The organism is Haloparvum sedimenti, assembly GCF_001462205.1.
Taxonomy (GTDB): domain Archaea; phylum Halobacteriota; class Halobacteria; order Halobacteriales; family Haloferacaceae; genus Haloparvum; species Haloparvum sedimenti.
The window spans coordinates 190757-206504 of record NZ_LKIR01000121.1 but is presented as its reverse complement, the minus strand read 5'-3'; the positions used below and the strand labels follow the sequence as shown (position 1 = coordinate 206504).

Below are 15748 nucleotides of genomic sequence, written 5' to 3'. Positions count from 1 at the left end.
CGTCGTGAGACGGTCCGGGCTGCCTGCGGTAGCGGGCTGCCGGGCTGCGACTCACGGGCTCCCGCTCGTTCCTCGCGGGAACGCGGCACGCTCTGCGCTCCTCGCTCTCAGCTTGGCGAGACAAACCGCGTCTCGCTAGCCTCCAGCGTGCAGTAGCGCGCCGAAAATCGGAGATTTTCGAGCCGCCGTTCGCTCCGCACCGCGCTCACGGCGACGCCGGAGACACAGCCCGCTGCGGTGCCTGAGACGAAGTCTCAGACTAGCGAGTGCTTCGCTCTCGCGTCGCTTGAGGCGCCGGGGTCGGATCGAGCCGGCTGCCCTTTCAGTCCCACCCACTGCCCCGCGACCGCACAGCACCGCAGCCTCGCCCCTCCCCAGCCTCGGCGGCGGCGCGGCCGCGGAACCGCAACGCACAGCAGGCGGCCGCGCCGCCGCCTCCCTCGCGCGCGTTACTCGCGCGCGCCGACCCCATCGACACGGTCACAGCACTCGGCCGCCACAGCTACCTCACCGCCACAGCTACCTCACCGCCACAGCACCCACTACCACCGTCGCTTCCTCCCCGCCGCGACCGCCCCGCTTTTCCTCTCGGGCCGCGAGGCGCCTCCATGGAACTTTCAGCGTTCGTCGACCGACTGGACGAGCGACTCGACACCGCCGCGTACGCCGACCTGGACGCGAGCGCGAACGGCCTGCAGGTCGGTCCCGAGGAGGGGACCGTCGAGCGCGTCGCGTTCGCGGTCGACGCCGTCGAGGCGACTGCGGAGGCCGCCGTCGACGCGGGCGCGGACGCGCTGGTCGCCCACCACGGCGTCTCGTGGGGCGGCATCGAGCGCCTGACGGGGCGCGAGTACGGCCGGATCGCCCCCCTGATCGAGAACGACGTGGCGCTGTACGTCTCGCACCTCCCGCTGGATGGCCATCAGGAGCTCGGCAACGCCGCGGGCGTGGCGGACGCGCTCGGCGTGACCGACCGCGAGCCGTTCGGCTCGGTCGGACCGGAGACGATCGGGACGGTCGGCACCGTCGCCGCGGACGAGGAGCCGCTGTCGGTCGCGGACGTGGAGGAGACGCTGGCGGGGTTCGACCAGGGGCCGGCGGAGACGCGGGCGCTCGCGTTCGGCCCGGACCGGATCGAGCGCGTGGCGGTGGTGACGGGCGCGGGCGGCGACTGGCTGGACGAGGCGGTCGCGGCGGGCGCGGACGCGCTCGTCACCGGCGAGGGAAAGGGCCGGACGTACCACGAGGCGCGCGAGGCGGGGATCAACGTGTTCCTCGCGGGCCACTACGCGACGGAGACGTTCGGCGTGCGCCGACTGCAGGGTCTGGTCGAGGAGTGGGGGCTGGAGACGACGTTCATCGACCACCCGACTGGGCTCTGAGGCGGGCCGGCCCTTCGGATCGATGCCGGCTTTCTGAACGTTTCGGTGGTCTGTGCCGCCGTGGCGACGCTCCGATACGGTTTTCCGCCGTCCCGCGGAACGGAGGACAAATGCTGTCGCGACAGTTCGTCCGGGAGAATCCGGAGACGGTGCGGGCTGCCCTCGAACAGAAGGGCGTCGACGTTGATCTGGACCGCCTGCTCGCGGTCGACGAGGAGTGGCGCGAGCTCAAGTCGCGCGGGGACGACCTGCGCCACGAGCGCAACGAGGTCTCCTCGCGCATCGGCGAGCTGAAGCAGTCCGGAGAGGAGGAGGCGGCTCAGGAGGCCATCGAACGCTCGAGCGAGCTGAAGGCGGAGCTGCAGGAGGTCGAGGCGCGCGCCGACGAACTGGAGGCCGAGTTGGAGCGCCGACTGCTGGAGCTCCCGCAGATCCCGCAGGACTCGGTCCCCGTCGGCGCGGACGAGTCGGAGAACGTCGAGCGCCGCCGCGAGGGGTTCGACGACTTGCGCGGGCTCCCGGAGACGGTCGTTCCGCACTACGACCTGGGCGAGGAGCTGGAGATCCTCGACTTCGACCGCGGCGCGAAGGTCTCCGGCGGCGGCTTCTACTTCGCGAAGGGCGACGGCGCCCGGCTGGAGCACGCGCTGGTCCAGTTCATGCTCGACGTGCACCGCGAGCAGGGGTACCGCGACGTGTTCCCGCCGATCCCGGTCAACTCGGCGTCGATGCGCGGCACCGGCCAGTTCCCCAAGTTCACCGAGGACGCCTACCGGATCGAGGGCGACAACGCCGACGAGTACGACGACGAGGACCTCTGGCTGCTCCCGACCGCGGAGGTCCCCGTCACGAACATGCACCGCGACGAGATCCTGCTCTCGGAGGACCTCCCGCTGAAGTATCAGGCCTACTCGCCGAACTTCCGCCAGGAGGCGGGCGAGCACGGCACCGAGACGCGCGGTATCGTCCGCGTCCACCAGTTCAACAAGGTGGAGATGGTCAACTTCGTGAAGCCCGAGGCGAGCGACGAGCGCTTCGAGGGCCTGCTCGACGAGGCCGAGGAGGTGCTCCGCCGGCTCGACCTCCCGTACCGCATCCTGGAGATGTGCACCGGCGACCTCGGCTTCACGCAGGCGAAGAAGTACGACATCGAGGTGTGGGCGCCCGGCGACGACATGGACGACGGCCCCGAGCAGGGGGGTCGCTGGCTGGAGGTCTCGTCGGTCTCCAACTTCGGGGACTTCCAGGCGCGCCGCGCCGGCATCCGGTACCGCGAGGAGCACCACGAGTCGGCCGACTACCTCCACACGCTCAACGGCTCGGGGCTCGCGGTCCCTCGCATCGTCGTCGCGATCCTGGAGTACTACCAGAACGACGACGGGACCGTCGACGTTCCGGAGGCGCTCCGGCCGTACATGGGCGGGACCTCGGTCATCGACGGCCACGACGCGGTCGGCGAGTCGGCGCTCGGCGACGAATAGGTCGCGGACGTCGGTGGCTGCGGCGTTTCTCGCCCGGACGTCGATACTTCTGACCGGGATAGTAGCACCCAGAAAGCCCCAGCCGGCTGTCCAACGCTCGGCGCGCGCGAGTGACGCGCGCGAGGTCGCCAGCGCGCTACTGCACGCTGGCTGCTCGGAAATCTCCGATTTCCGGTGGAACCCGCCCGCGGCCGGAGCACCGCGGAGGCCGCGGGCGGCTGAGGCTGGGGAGGCGTGAGGCCACGCTTGACTCGACAGCCGGCGTAGAGAGTCACCGAGCAACTGACCGCGATGGCTGACTCCACAATCCCGGTCCTGGCGGACTGAAAGGGCGAGGCCGGTCGCGGGCGCTCAGACGACCCCTATCGGCGCGGGCGGTGTCTCCAGCGCGCCACTGCACGCTGGAGAGCAGCGAGACGCGGTTTGTCTCGCCCGCCGGAGAGCGCCGATATGTCGCTGAGCGCCCGCGAGCGGTCGAGGGCTTTCTGGGTGTTGTCGGCAAGCACAGCAGAACGCTTGATCACACAAAAACCGACGTATGGCGAGCGGTCGAGGGCGTTCTGGATGTTGGCGGTGAGCACAGCAGAACGCTTGACTGATCCAGAAAAATCGTCCGACGACTGGTCCGAACCGCTCCGACCGACTGCTTAGCTCTCGCTGGCCTCGTAGACGACGCGCACGTCGACGGAGACGCTCACGTCGCCGGTCTCGACGCCGGTCGCGGCGTCGCCCGCCTCGGCCGTTTCTGCCGCGTACCGCGTCGTGTACGGGTTGACGCTGGTCTGTGCGGTGGAGACGGCGTAGACGCCGTCGACGGTCAGCCCGGAGCTGTTGGCCAGCACCGCGGCGTCGGCGTCGGCGTTCTCCATCGCGTTCTCCAGCGCCTCCTCGCGGAGTTCCTGCTCGCGCTCGTCGCTCAGGCCGAAGCTGATGCGGTCGACGCCGTCCGCGCCGGCGTCGACGGCCACGTCGATGACCTCGCCGACCGCGTCCACGTCGTGGAGCACGACCTCGTAGCGGTGCTCGCCCCGGTAGGTGGTGACGTTCTCGCGCTCGCGGGACTCGCGCGTCTCGCGGATGGCGTAGTAGTCCGTGCGGATGCGGTCCTCGGCGACGCCCCACTCGATCAGCGCGTCGCGCAGGCCGTCGTCGCGCTCGGCAAGCGACTGGCGCACCGCCTCGGAGCTGTCACCGGTCGCGAGCACCGACACCGTCAGCGTGGCGCGGTCCGGTTCGGCGGTCGCCTCCCCGCCGGCACTCACCTCGATGGTGCGCTCGGGGGCGTCCTCGCTCGTCGTCGATGCGTCCGTCTGTCCGCCGGCGAGCCCCGCGCAGCCGGCGGTCGCCAGCAGCGCGACGGCCGCGAGCGCGGCCAGCAGCTTTCGTGTTCGTCCGTCCATACGCGACCCGTCGCTCCCCGGCTCCCTTAACGTGCCGTTGACACAAAGAGCGGTTTGTGTCACGGTCGGTCGGGTTCACTCGGGCGATTCGGCCACACCCGGAGGCTCAGGTCGCTCGCTCGACCGCGACGATGCGGACCTCCACGTCGACGGACGTGCCGGTCGCGGTCTCGATCCGCTGGTCGAGCCGGTCGGCCAACCCGGAGACGGTTCCGCCGGGCTCGGCGCCGACGGTGACGGTGACGCGTTCGAGCTCTAGCGGCGGGACGGTTCCGGTCCGGTGGAGCTCCAAGTCCAGCAGGTCGAGCTGTGCCTCCGCGCGCTCCAGTTCCTCGCCGACGGCCGTCCGCACCTGCTCCTCGGTCGTCGCGGCCGCGTAGGCGTCGTAGGTGACGCCGCCGAGGAACACCGAGAGGAGCGCGATGGCGGCCACGAGGATCGTCGCGCGCTTGATCAGCGCCGACTTCGCCTCCGCCTGCCGGAACCACGAGTCCGGGCGGTACCCCTCGTACCACAGCATCACGAGCGCCGCGAGGTTGATCGAGAGCACGTTGACGAGCACCAGCACGCCCGCGCCGAGCGCGAGCCGGGGGATGTTGAACGCGATGCCGATGCCCACCGCCGCGGCCGGCGGGATGAGCGCCACCGCGATCATGACGCCGACGAGCGCGGAGGAGACGCCGGTGATGAGGGAGACGATGCCCGCGATGCCGGCGCCGATGGCGACCGCCAGCGCCAGCACGTTCGGCGCGAGCCGCTCCGACACCTCCGCGAGCGCCAGCGGGTCCATCCCCGGCGGAACGAGGTTCAGCGTCCGGAGCCCGGCGGCGAAGACGGCGGCGGCCGCGACCGCGAGCCCGACGCCGAGCGCCTGCAGCCGGATCCCCTTGCGGAACAGCTCGTCGTCGTCGACCACCGTCCCGACCGCCGCGGACATCGCCGGCCCGATGAGCGGCGCGATCACCATCGAGCCGACCACCGTGGCCGGCGAGTCGAGGAGCAGTCCCGCGGTGGCGATCACCGCGGAGACGACCGTCATCAGGACGTAGGTACCGGTGCCGGAGACGAGGTTCTCCGCCTTCGTCTGCAGTTCCTCCCGGGCGATCCGGTCCTCGCTCCGGTCCGACTGCTCGGCGTAGCTCTCCTCCAACTGCTCGAAGCGTCGAGAGATAACCGTCTCCGCCGAGACGATGACGGTGTAGGTCCGCTCGTCGATGCCGGCGTCGCGAAGTCGGTCGAGCACCGGCTCGACCGCGGCCGTCGGCAGGGGGAACGTGACCACCGCGGTGAACTCGCGGCCGCTCGTCTCGTCGGTCACGACGTAGTCGATCCCCTCCTCGTCGAGCGCGTCGATCACCGCGGCCCGCTTGCCGGCCGGGATCATCACCTGTACCAGTCGCACGTCCGTCCCTCGCCCGCGGACGGCTTAAAAAGCGGGGGCGGTCGGTCCCGCCGCGCGTCGCCAGTTTCTCACTCGGGCGCGCGCTCGGCCAGCACCGGGATCGCCGCCAGTTTCTCGTCGTCGAGCGCGTCCCAGTCCACGCCCCGCGGGCGCTCGAAGGGCGTCCCCGTGTGGATCGTCCGCTCCGGGGTACAGATCAGGTCTATCGGCACGTCGTGGGCGTCCGGCGCGGGCGCGTCGGTGGGGTCGAGCACCTGCCGCTCGTGGACCGTGGTCGCGACGGTCGTCTCGGGGCCGACGGCGCCGAGTTCGGCCAGCATCGCCCACTCCAGATCGCTGTACCCCTCGCCCTTGCCGATCCGCGCACCCGCCGGCGTGACCGCGACAGAGCCGGAGACGATCAGGTCGATGTCGGGGACCTCCTCCGGCCCGACCGGAACGCCGTGTTCGGAGATGCCCGAGACGGTCGTCGCGTCGTCCACGTCCGGCACCGCGTCGGGGTCGAGTTCCAGAAACGGCTCCGGGTCCCGGAGTCGGGGCTGTGCCGCGTAGACGGTCTTCCCCGCCCGCAGCGCGGCCCGTCGGACCGGCAACTGCGGCGCGTCGGGGTTGCACTTCAGCGTCGCCGCGGCGGTCCACTCCTCGGTCGCCGCCAGTCGTTCCGCCGCTTCACTCGCGCCCGCGAAGTTGGGGATGCGGCCGTGCGGCGGGAAGGGGAACCGCGCGATCCCCTCCGCCTCCAGCGCGTCCCAGACCGACTCGCGAACGGCCTGCTTGTCCATGCCCCGAGAAGGGTCGCGGGAGGCAAGAACGCACCGACGGCGGGGGCGTCCGACGCCGATCCGTCGCAACGTTTATGTATTGCGTGTGGGATGTTCGGCCGACATGCTCGAAGACGGACTCTCCTACCCCGTTCGGGGCGACTGGATCGGACGCGTGATCATCGGCGGCGTGTTGGGCTTCCTCTCGTTCCTGCTGATCCCGGCGTTCGCGCTGATGGGGTATCTGGTACGGGTCCTGGAGACGACCGTCGCGGGCGCCGAGGACCCGCCGGAGTTCGAGGAGTGGGGTGACCTGCTCGTCAAGGGGATCGTCGCGACGGCCATCGCGCTCGCGTACACGATCGTCCCGCTTCTCGTCTACTTCGTGTTCGTCTTCGTCGTGCTCGGCGCCGGCGGCGCGATCGGTGGCGACGCCGGCGCGCTGGTCGGCAGCCTCGGCGCCATCGCCGCGCTGGCGTTCCTGCCGGTGTTATTCCTGGTCTACTACGCCGTGCCGGCGGCGCTGACCGCCTACGCCGCCCGCGATTCGGCGGGCGCGGCGTTCGACGTGTCGATCCTCCGGCCGGTGCTTTTCAGCACCGAGTACCTCGTGGCGGTGCTGTTGCCGATCGTCGTCACGTTCGTCCTCTGGATCGCCACCCTGGTGCTCGCGTTCACGGTCGTCGGGATCGTGCTCCTCCCGTTCCTGCAGTTCTACGGGCAGGTCGCGATCTTCCGGATGTTCGGCACGGCCTTCGCCAGCGTGAGCGACCGCGTCGAACTCGGCGGGAGCGGCACCGCCTCGGCCGCGGTCTAACGCCGCACCTCGGCGGCGGTCCGGTGCCGCGACGGCCGTCGCACCGCGCCAAAGCCGGCGGCTCCGCCGGAGCACCTTTCCTGTTCGCGGCTGAATCGTCGGCCGCCATGTCCGAGGACGTGACCGTCGACGTCGAAGTTGAGGTCGAGGTGGACACCGACGAACTGGAGATCGAACGCGAGGACGCCGAGCTGGTCGAGGCGAGCTACGAGGCGAGCGGCGTCGAGATCGAGATCGAAGCCGAAGTCGAGACGCACGGCGGTGAACGCGGGTCGGAGGCCGCCGACGCCGACGAAGCGGACGAGGAAGAGGAAGACGCCGACGAGGCGGACGAGGAAGACGCCGACGAGGCGGACGAGGAAGAGGAAGACGCCGACGAAGCGGACGAGGAGCGCGGCGGCTACGAGGACTTCGAGTAGCGCGGTCGCACGTCCCCCCTCCCCGTCCCGTCCCTGCGTCCCGCATCCGCGCCTTTTACCCGCGACGGCGGCCAACGGCGGGTATGTCCGACCCACGCGTCCCCGGCGAGGGGAGCGTCATCGAGCTTCCCTGCGGCGAGACGGTCCGCTTCGGCGACCTCGACCTCGGGATGCGCGAGTACCAGTGCGACTGCGGCGACGCGCACGCGGTCGTGATGGACGTGCACCCCCCGGAGCGATTCCTCCCCGACTTCCTGGTCGAGGTGCTGCGGGAGGCCATCGACACGACCAGCGAGGAGATGCGGGAGTTCGGGACGCCTCACCTCATGGGCATCGTGCTGGAGGAGTTCCCCGAGGCGGTCGTCGCGGAGGACGCCTCCGAGGACGCGGACGTGGGCTACGCGCTCGTGTGGGTGGCCGACTTCGACGCCCGCCGACTCCACGAGGTCGTCGTCGAACTGGTGATCGAGCTGATGGAGCACGCCGTCAGCCACGGCGAGGACGAGGGGGCGCTCCGCGAGTTCGAGGGGATGATGCACGAGTTCGATGTGAGCGCGTTCGTCGACCAGTACCGCGACGAGCGCGACCTCGACGCCGAGGACCCCTACGCGTAGTCGTCTCGCAGCCAAGCGGTCGGTCCTTCACGCTCCGACTCACCGCAGGTCCGCGGCCTCGACTATCTCCGCGAACTCCCCGCTGAGGTGCGCGAGCGCGGTCCGGTGGACCGTCTCGGGGTCGATGCGCTCCCCGTCGAGTTCCCGTTCGTGGGCCGCGGTCGCGTCCCGGACGAGCAACACCTCGTAGCCGCGGTTCTCGGCCATCCGGGTCGTGGTGGAGACGCAGTGGTCGGTCGTCAGCCCGCAGACGACGAGCGTCTCGGCGCCGCGCTCGCGGAGCCACTCTCCCAGCCCCGTGTCGAGAAACGCGCCGTTGACGGACTTCTCGAAGACCGCCTCGCCGTCGAGCGGTTCCAGTCCCGGCTTCCACGCGAAGCCGGGTTCCTCGGGCCCGAGGGGGGAGTCCGACTCGGTCGAGGCGTGCCTGACGTGCGCGACCGGACGGCCCGCATCCCGCCAGCGCCCGAGCAGGTCGGCCGCGACCGCCTCCGCGTCGCGGTTGTTGCGCTCGCCCCACCCCGGCTCGTCGAACCCGCGCTGGAAGTCGACGAGCAGGAGCACGGCGTCGTCGAGGTCCCGGGCGGGCCGACCGGTCGCCCGGGACTCCGCGTCCCCTTCAGACATCGCGGACGCCCCCGTCAGTCGCGGGCGCACCGCCGCGGTCCCCCGTCGCGGTGCCGCCGGTCCCCGAGTCGAACCGCTGCCACGCACCCGGCTCCAGCAGCCAGTCGTCGGCCTTCGGGTGCTCGCGGTCGACGGTCATCGGACAGGTGTCGGGCGCCTGTTCCTCGTCCTCACGGAAGAGGTACTGGGGCCACTCGCGGTCGCCCTCGACCCCGTAGTCGCCAAGATCCGCGTGGGGGCAGACGCCGTCGTACGCCTCCAGCCGACCCTGGATGACCTCGCGGGCGCGCCGGCCGGCCTCGGTGTCGGCGGTGACGCCCTCGAAGACCGCCCGCGGCTGGAAGGTGATCTCCAGTCCGCCCGGGCAGTACCGACTCTTCCGGTCGTCGTAGAAGGGCGCTCGACAGGTGGGGAATAACGCCTCGCCGCCGAAACAGAACTCCCAGTAGGGGTCGTCGGGGTCGGTCGGCACGTCCTCCGGCCACGGCTCGGGGTCGTGGACGTGGAGGAACTGGAGCACGTGCCACAGCGCCTCGTGGTAGTCGGCCTCCGAGAAATCGTCCGCAGGCGGGCGGAAGTAGGTCACCAGCGGCGCGCGCTCGGCGTGGTCCTCGTAGGCGTCGAGGTACTCCAGCAGGGCGTCGCGCAACCGGAGCAGGGCCGCGGGGTCGGTCAGCGAGTCGCAGACCGTATACAGCAGGTCGCCCTCGCGTTCGGCCTCGATGCCGAAGTAACAGGGAAATGATGTGTCGTTCCGCTCCCCGAGCATGGACCCGCGGAACGTCTCGTAGTGCCGCTCGACCCATCGGGGGGCGCCATCGTCGATCCGGTCCCGGAGCGCGTTCTGGTCCAGCAGGACACCGTCGATCCCCGGCTCGTTCATGAGCCGAGTTCGGGCAGGTGCGCTCTTGAGCCTTCTGTCCACCCGGTCGGGACCGATCGCCCGATCAGGTCGTGCCGGCCGCTTCCGCCCGTCCGGCCCTACGGTCGCCGCACGCGGACGGCACCGTCGCTGGCGACGGTGACGAACAGCCGCTGCCGGACCTCCCGTCCCTGGACCGCGTCGCCGGCCGCGTCGCCGACGACCTTCATCAGGTCCGGCGCGGTGTGGCCCACCTTCACCCCCGCCTCGTCGCAGGCGTCGTACACCCGGCTCGGCACGTCGTAGAGGTCCGTACCGGCCGGGATCTCCACGCGGACGGGCGCGGCGAGCGCCTCCGCGAACGCCACCGTCTCACGGGCCTTCTCGACGTTCTCCCGCGCGCTCGCCTCGACGCTGGAGACGTTCGCTCTGGAGGTCCCCAGCCGGTCGGCCACGTCGACCTGCCGGAGCCCACGCTCGCGGAGGGCGAGCACCTCGGCCTGTCGCCGCGTGAGCACGCTCGCGCCCGCGTCGAAGCCGGTCCGATCCAACAGGTCGTCAGCGTCGACCGCCTCGTCGTCCGCCGGCTCGTCGTCGGCCATGTCTCACCCGACGGGTGGCGGACTCAAAAAGCTACAGTCGCACGGCCGGCGAGGGACTGAGTGTTGCGCCCACCGGCGATTCTTTATGCGCCCCGGCAAACCGCTCCGGTGCGGAAGTCCGGCGCCGGGTGGTGCCGGCGCGAGAACGGTACGGGTCTGTGTGAGGGCTTCCGCACTTTTCGGCGGAGCCGGACCGCGAACGCGAGCGACGGCGCCGTCGCTCGGCGTGTAAGAGCGGACTGAGGGGAGTAAGCCCCCTTCTGTTCGGCCCGACATTCGGCTGAGCGTCCGCGCCTCGACCGGACTACCAACGGCGCGGACTTGCACCGGCGAGGATTCGCCGTTCCATCCCTTCCCGCCCGTCGCCGCGTTCCGCGGCGTGGCGACGTGACCGTCGCCTGTTCCCTCGGTGGGTTCGCTCCCTTCCCTCGCGGGTCGGTTCGCGCGTCCGCGGCGGACCGCGGACGCCGCCGGCCGCGACGCGGCCGACGCACCTCATCGGTCGGGGCGGGGGGTCTCGTTTCTGTTCCAGAGCCAGCCGTCTCCGACTCCGGGCTTGCGCCCGGTCGCCCGTCCGGTCGGTGGGGGGACTTTCCTCATGCGTAACGCACGGGAGTCGGGCTCCCTCTGCCCGATTCGGGGTAGCGGACCGGCGCGAATAAGCCGTTCGGTCGGACGAGTGCGCGCCACGGTCCCGGCGACGCGGGCGCCGACACACGGCCGATCGAGACCTCCGTCGGGACCGATCGGACTCGAAGACCCCGAACAGTCCCCGCGACGACCCCGATGTTTCCGACGATACGTCGCTATCGAGGGCGTGTCGGCGACGAATCGTCGTCCGTGCCGGCCGGATCCTTCATCATCGTCCGGCCGGAAGGGAAGGGTTCAAGTCGGCACACCACTACCCAACGTACATGTCCGAGGCGCAGACCGTCGAGGTTTCCTACGAGGACGGCGCTCGTGCGGTCGAACTCGCCCGCGAATCGGTCGAGGCGTTCGTCCGACAGGGGCAGCGCGAACAGCCCGGCTGTATGCGGGACGCCTTCTACAACCGGACCGGCGCCTTCGTGCGCCTCCAGTCGACGCGGGGTCGCGGTCAGCTCCGCGGGTGTGCCGGCGCCTATCGCGGCTCCGACCAGCTCGGTCACGCCATCGTCGACGCCGCCATCTCGGCCGCGTCCGACGACTCCTGCGGCTCCGAGGTCGGTCCGAAGGAGCTCGACAGTCTGAACGTCTCCGTCTGTATCGTCTCCAACACCGTCCTCACCGACGACCCCCTCGCCGACCTCGAGGTCGGCACCCACGGCGTCGCGATCGACGCCGGCGGGGACCAGTCGTGGCTCTACCCGACGCTCCCGGTCGAGCACGGCTGGAGCGCCGAGCAGTTCCTCGCCCGCGCCTGCCGCAAGGCCGGCCTCGCGGCGGACGCGTGGGAGGACGACGACGTGATGGTCACGCTCATCGAGGGACAGGTGTTCCGCGAGCGCGACGACGGCGGCGCCGTCGAGGCGCTGTAACGGGCGGTTCCCGGCGGTGTTCTCCCGCGATCCTCGCCCGACCGCGAGTCGCGGCTGCCGCGTTCCGGCCCGAAACCCCGAAAAGGGTCGACCGGCTACTGGCGGGCAATGACCGACGACGACACCGCCAAGGAGAGCGTTTTTCTCGTCACGCACGCGGACGACGACGACGCCGTCCTGAAGGACGTTCACGACGGGCAGGTGCATACGCTGAGCGACAACCCCGGCCTCGACGAGGCCGACGTGGTCGAGGGGCGGGTCGCCCCCGATCCGCCGCTGGAGGTGACCTACCGGCTCGTCGAGGTGGAGTCGCGGCGCGCGGTCGCCATCGAGGAGAGCGGCGAGCCGCCGACGACCCAGGAGCGGTCGATCGCCGACGACCAGGAGGTCGGCGAACTGACCACGGAGCCCCGCGCCGGCGAGGGGGAGATCCACGTGCTTACCGTCCCCGAGGGGGGCACCGAGGAGGCGGTCGCGGACGTGGTCGAGGACCGCGAAGCGACGCTCTCTCGGGCCGCCCGGCTCGGCGTGAACCGGGTCGAGGTGCGCTCGGAGCCCGGCGTGGTGAGCGTGCGCTATATGCCCTGAACTCGGACGTGTGTGGTGGCGAGTTGTACCTGAGAGACTGCGGAGAGTGTGAGGAGGACTCTGTTTCTCGGGGATGTAGCGTGCGGAACGATTCAGACGGTTCTCTCCCATACGCTGCTGTGGGCATTTCTGATCTTGCTGCTCTGATCAGCACCACTCAGAAAGCCCCAGCCGGCTCTCCCTCATACAGAAACGGCACTACTGCAGACCCTGCTGTGTGGAACAGCAACACTCAGAAAGCCCCAGCCGGCTCTCCCTCATACAGAAACGGCACTACTGCAGACCCTGCTGTGTGGAACAGCAACACCCAGAAAGCCCCAGCCGGCTCGACCGGCCGCGACACGCGCTGCGCTCCTCGCTCTCCGCAACGCCCGCTGCGGTGCCTGAGACGAAGTCTCAGACTAGCGAGTGCTTCGCTCTCGCGTCGCTTGAGGCGCCGGGGCCGGATCGAGCCGGCTGCCCCTTTCAGTCCCACCCACCGCACCGCCCCGCACCGTCCCGCCCCGCAACCGCAGCCTCACACCTCCCCAGCCTCGCCGCAGTCGCGGTCGCGCGAACCGCACCGCCGCGCGACCGCGACTGCGGGCTCCCTCGCGCGCGTTACTCGCGCGCGCCGACAGCACGAGGAACGAGGCCACCGCGGGACTGCCGTGCCGCCCTATTCTGTCGGGCCGGCGGCGCTCTGGACGCGCCAGCCGCCCTCCATATCGCCCTCGCGGTCGACGTACGCGATCTCGGTGTCCTCGGTCACCGTCGCGCTGTCGGTCTCCCCACTCTCGGTCTCGATCGTCTCGACCCGAAACGCCACGTCGAGGCTGTCGCCGCAGCAGCCGACGTCGACGAACTCCTCGCGGACGTCGCCGACCGCGACCGCACCGAGCGAGCGTCGGAAGTAGCTCCGGTAGCGGTCCGCCTCGAACTGCTCGCGGGCCCAGTCGCTCGCGTTCTCCGGGTACGAGAGGACGACGCGCGTCGCCGGCGGGGGATCAGTGCCTGCCATGCGTTACCGTACGACTTGGAGGCGCGTAGACGTTTCGGCGAGCTCCGTGAGCTGCGGTCCTCGCCGGGAACCGCGAGCGGGATCGCTCCGCTGCTGGCGTATTGCTCGCATCGCCGCGTTCGGAAGATAAGAAGGCTTATTCGGCCGGCAGGACGACCCCGGGGCATGGTCCAGATCGACGTACCGGAGGTCGACTACACCCGGTACACGAACCGGCAGCTGGTCGCGATCCCGCTCGCCGTGCTGGTGGTCTCGCTGGCGGTGATCGGCGGGTGGTACGTCGTGACCGGCGCGCCGGCGAACCTCGGCGTCGAGTTCACGGGCGGCGCCGAGCTCCGCGTCACCGCAGACGACGCAGGCACCGACGCGGCGGACGCGCGACTCGACGACGCCTTTTCGACCGAGCCGTCGTCGATCCAGTACGTCTCGGGGGACGGCGCCTACGTGGTGACGTTCCGCGACGCCGACCTCCCGGACGACCCCGAGCAGCGACAGGAGCGGCTGAGCGCGCTCTCCGAGGAAGCAGAGGGGTCCGGATTCACCGTCGAGAGCGAGAGCTTCGTCTCCGCGAGCTTCGGGGCCGGCGTCGCCACGCAGGCGCTGGCCGGCGTCGGGGTCGCGTTCCTCGGCATGAGCGTGCTCGTCTTCGCGATGTTCCGCTCGTTCGTCCCCTCGGTCGCCATCGTCGCCTCGGCGTTCTCCGACCTGGTGATCCCGGTCGCGATGATGAACCTACTCGGGATCGAGATGACGCTCGGGACGGTCGCCGCCCTCCTGATGATCATCGGGTACTCCGTGGACTCGGACATCCTGTTGAACAACTCCGTGTTGCGTCGGACCGGCGGCTTCTACGAGTCGGTGAGTCGCGCGATGCGGACCGGCGTGACGATGACGCTCACCTCCATCGCCGCGATGCTCGTGATGACCGTCGTCGCGTGGCTGTTCGGCATCACGCTGCTGCGCGACATCGGCATCATTCTCGCGGTGGGGCTGAGCGCCGACCTGATGAACACCTACCTGATGAACGTGAGCCTGCTTCGCTGGTACAAGTTCGAGGGGGTGAGCCGGTAGATGCTGGAGCCGGTCAAGAAGCACTGGCGGATCGCGCTGCTCGTGGTCGTCATCCTCGCGTCGACGGTCGTGCTGTTCGCCCCGCAGTTCGCGCCCGAGACGGGCGTGGCGGAGAACGAGTCGGCGGTCGAAGCCCGGGAGGGAGTCACCAACCTCCAGTTCGGGCTGGACCTGGCCGGCGGGACGCGAATACGCGCGCCGCTGATGGGCCAGACCGCGACCGAAGTGAACCTCCAGGGCGACGATCCGCCGGATGCGGCCAGGGCCGTCGCCAACGAGCTCCCGGACACCGACAGCACCGACGTGGCCGTCACGCGGAGCACCCAGCGCGAGGGGTACGGCACCGTCGAGGTGACGGACCCCGACGTGACCGGCGACGAACTGCGGAGCGCGCTCGAGGCGACCGGCTACTGGAACGCGGACGCCTCGGTGCGCGACGGCGTCACCGAGGAGACGAGAAACGCGGCACAGAGCGTCATCCAGTCGAAGATCAACGAGGCCGGCCTCTCCGGCGGACAGGTTCAGCAGGTGACCGACCCGAGCGGCCGCCACTTCATGCAGATCGAGGTGCCGGGCGAGGGTCGGGATGACGTGATCGAGCTGCTGGAGGAGCGCGGGACCGTCCGGCTCGACATCTACTACCCCGACGGCGGTAACGGGACGCGGATCAGAAACGCGCTGGTCCGCGACGACTTCGACTCCATCGGCACGGCAAGTCGCGACCAGCGGTCGAACCTCGCGTACGTTCCCGTCACGATCGTCGGGGACGCCCCGGAGGGCGAGCAGTCGCCCGCCGAGCAGTACCAGGCCGCCGTCCAGGAGGCGGACGCGGCGGCCGGTCGCGGTCAGGGGACGCGGTGGCGGTGTAACACCGAGAACTACACCGAGACCGAGGACCCGTGTCTGCTGCTGGTCGTCAACGACGAGGTCGTCAGCGTCTACGGCATGGACGACGGGCTCGCCGACAGCATGCGCGCGGGCACCTGGGCGGACGACCCCAACTTCCGGCTGACCACCGGCACCGAGGAGGGCTCCTTCGAGCGAGCCCAGCAGGTCTCGATCAACCTCCGCGCCGGCGCGCTGCCCGCACAGCTCAACATCGCCGGCGGGGGGAGCGTCTCCTCCATCTCCCCGACGCAGGGGGAGAGCTTCCGCGTGTACTCGCTGATCACCGGAATCCTCTCGGTGTTCGCGGTCGCGGGCAT

General features: G+C 70.4%; 16 protein-coding genes, 1 other RNA gene and 1 pseudogene. 9 read left to right on the top strand and 9 right to left on the bottom strand.

What is annotated here, in order from left to right; translation table 11 throughout:
* The first annotated feature begins 608 nt into the window (after positions 1 to 608).
* On the top strand, positions 609 to 1382 hold the full coding sequence (locus AN233_RS08325; RefSeq protein WP_058366327.1) for a Nif3-like dinuclear metal center hexameric protein: 774 nt from the start codon (positions 609 to 611) through the stop codon (positions 1380 to 1382).
* A gap of 110 nt (positions 1383 to 1492) precedes the next feature.
* The gene (gene serS, locus AN233_RS08320) at positions 1493 to 2863 is read left to right on the top strand and encodes a serine--tRNA ligase (protein WP_058366326.1); all 1371 of its coding nucleotides are present in this window, start codon (positions 1493 to 1495) and stop codon (positions 2861 to 2863) included.
* Between the two features lie 362 nt (positions 2864 to 3225).
* Here serS and AN233_RS16995 read toward each other — a convergent pair whose 3' ends face one another.
* The 4 genes from AN233_RS16995 to AN233_RS08305 form a co-directional block, all read right to left on the bottom strand.
* Positions 3226 to 3444 (bottom strand): hypothetical protein, encoded by a 219-nt coding sequence (locus AN233_RS16995; protein ID WP_141654134.1) that lies wholly within the window; start codon positions 3442 to 3444, stop codon positions 3226 to 3228.
* A gap of 66 nt (positions 3445 to 3510) precedes the next feature.
* Complete coding sequence (locus tag AN233_RS08315) at positions 3511 to 4263, bottom strand: SIMPL domain-containing protein (RefSeq protein ID WP_058366325.1); 753 nt, start codon at positions 4261 to 4263, stop codon at positions 3511 to 3513.
* Positions 4264 to 4369: 106 nt separating this feature from the next.
* Complete coding sequence (locus tag AN233_RS08310) at positions 4370 to 5665, bottom strand: TIGR00341 family protein (RefSeq protein ID WP_343123573.1); 1296 nt, start codon at positions 5663 to 5665, stop codon at positions 4370 to 4372.
* 68 nt (positions 5666 to 5733) lie between these two features.
* Positions 5734 to 6447 carry a 5-formyltetrahydrofolate cyclo-ligase gene (locus AN233_RS08305; RefSeq protein WP_058366324.1) on the bottom strand — a complete coding sequence of 238 codons (714 nt, stop codon included), beginning with the start codon at positions 6445 to 6447 and terminating at the stop codon, positions 5734 to 5736.
* A gap of 103 nt (positions 6448 to 6550) precedes the next feature.
* Here AN233_RS08305 and AN233_RS08300 point away from each other — a divergent pair, with 103 nt between their 5' ends.
* From AN233_RS08300 to AN233_RS08290, 3 genes are all read left to right on the top strand, one after another.
* Positions 6551 to 7243, top strand: coding sequence for a DUF4013 domain-containing protein (locus tag AN233_RS08300; RefSeq protein WP_058366323.1), 693 nt, complete (start codon positions 6551 to 6553; stop codon positions 7241 to 7243).
* A gap of 107 nt (positions 7244 to 7350) precedes the next feature.
* Complete coding sequence (locus tag AN233_RS17275) at positions 7351 to 7662, top strand: hypothetical protein (protein ID WP_058366322.1); 312 nt, start codon at positions 7351 to 7353, stop codon at positions 7660 to 7662.
* 83 nt (positions 7663 to 7745) lie between these two features.
* Entirely contained in the window at positions 7746 to 8276 is a 531-nt protein-coding gene (locus AN233_RS08290) for a DUF5815 family protein (RefSeq protein ID WP_058366321.1), read from the top strand.
* 39 nt (positions 8277 to 8315) lie between these two features.
* On the opposite strand, the gene AN233_RS08285 is transcribed toward AN233_RS08290, so the two are convergent.
* The 4 genes from AN233_RS08285 to rnpB all read right to left on the bottom strand — a co-directional run bounded on the left by AN233_RS08285 (position 8316) and on the right by rnpB (position 10999).
* The gene (locus AN233_RS08285; RefSeq protein WP_058366320.1) at positions 8316 to 8903 is read right to left on the bottom strand and encodes a cysteine hydrolase family protein; all 588 of its coding nucleotides are present in this window, start codon (positions 8901 to 8903) and stop codon (positions 8316 to 8318) included.
* Positions 8896 to 9786, bottom strand: coding sequence for a YqcI/YcgG family protein (locus tag AN233_RS08280; protein WP_058366319.1), 891 nt, complete (start codon positions 9784 to 9786; stop codon positions 8896 to 8898). The genes AN233_RS08285 and AN233_RS08280 overlap by 8 nt, the downstream gene beginning before the upstream one ends.
* Positions 9787 to 9884: 98 nt before the next feature.
* On the bottom strand, positions 9885 to 10367 hold the full coding sequence (locus AN233_RS08275; RefSeq protein ID WP_058366318.1) for a Tfx family DNA-binding protein: 483 nt from the start codon (positions 10365 to 10367) through the stop codon (positions 9885 to 9887).
* A gap of 237 nt (positions 10368 to 10604) precedes the next feature.
* Positions 10605 to 10999, bottom strand: an RNA gene (gene rnpB, locus AN233_RS08760) — RNase P RNA component.
* A gap of 282 nt (positions 11000 to 11281) precedes the next feature.
* Here rnpB and AN233_RS08270 point away from each other — a divergent pair.
* Together AN233_RS08270 and AN233_RS08265 are read left to right on the top strand one after the other, a co-directional pair.
* Positions 11282 to 11884, top strand: a complete 603-nt coding sequence (locus AN233_RS08270; protein ID WP_058366317.1) for a TIGR00296 family protein — start codon at positions 11282 to 11284, stop codon at positions 11882 to 11884.
* A gap of 108 nt (positions 11885 to 11992) precedes the next feature.
* The gene (locus tag AN233_RS08265; protein ID WP_058366316.1) at positions 11993 to 12472 is read left to right on the top strand and encodes a DUF5812 family protein; all 480 of its coding nucleotides are present in this window, start codon (positions 11993 to 11995) and stop codon (positions 12470 to 12472) included.
* Positions 12473 to 13130: 658 nt separating this feature from the next.
* Here AN233_RS08265 and AN233_RS08260 read toward each other — a convergent pair.
* Positions 13131 to 13472 carry a hypothetical protein gene (locus AN233_RS08260; RefSeq protein WP_058366315.1) on the bottom strand — a complete coding sequence of 114 codons (342 nt, stop codon included), beginning with the start codon at positions 13470 to 13472 and terminating at the stop codon, positions 13131 to 13133.
* A 165-nt stretch (positions 13473 to 13637) separates the two neighbouring features.
* Here AN233_RS08260 and secF point away from each other — a divergent pair, with 165 nt between their 5' ends.
* Together secF and AN233_RS08250 are read left to right on the top strand one after the other, a co-directional pair.
* Positions 13638 to 14543, top strand: a complete 906-nt coding sequence (gene secF / locus AN233_RS08255; RefSeq protein ID WP_058366314.1) for a protein translocase subunit SecF — start codon at positions 13638 to 13640, stop codon at positions 14541 to 14543.
* Positions 14544 to 15748, top strand: a pseudogene (locus AN233_RS08250) (preprotein translocase subunit SecD); the annotation flags it as partial.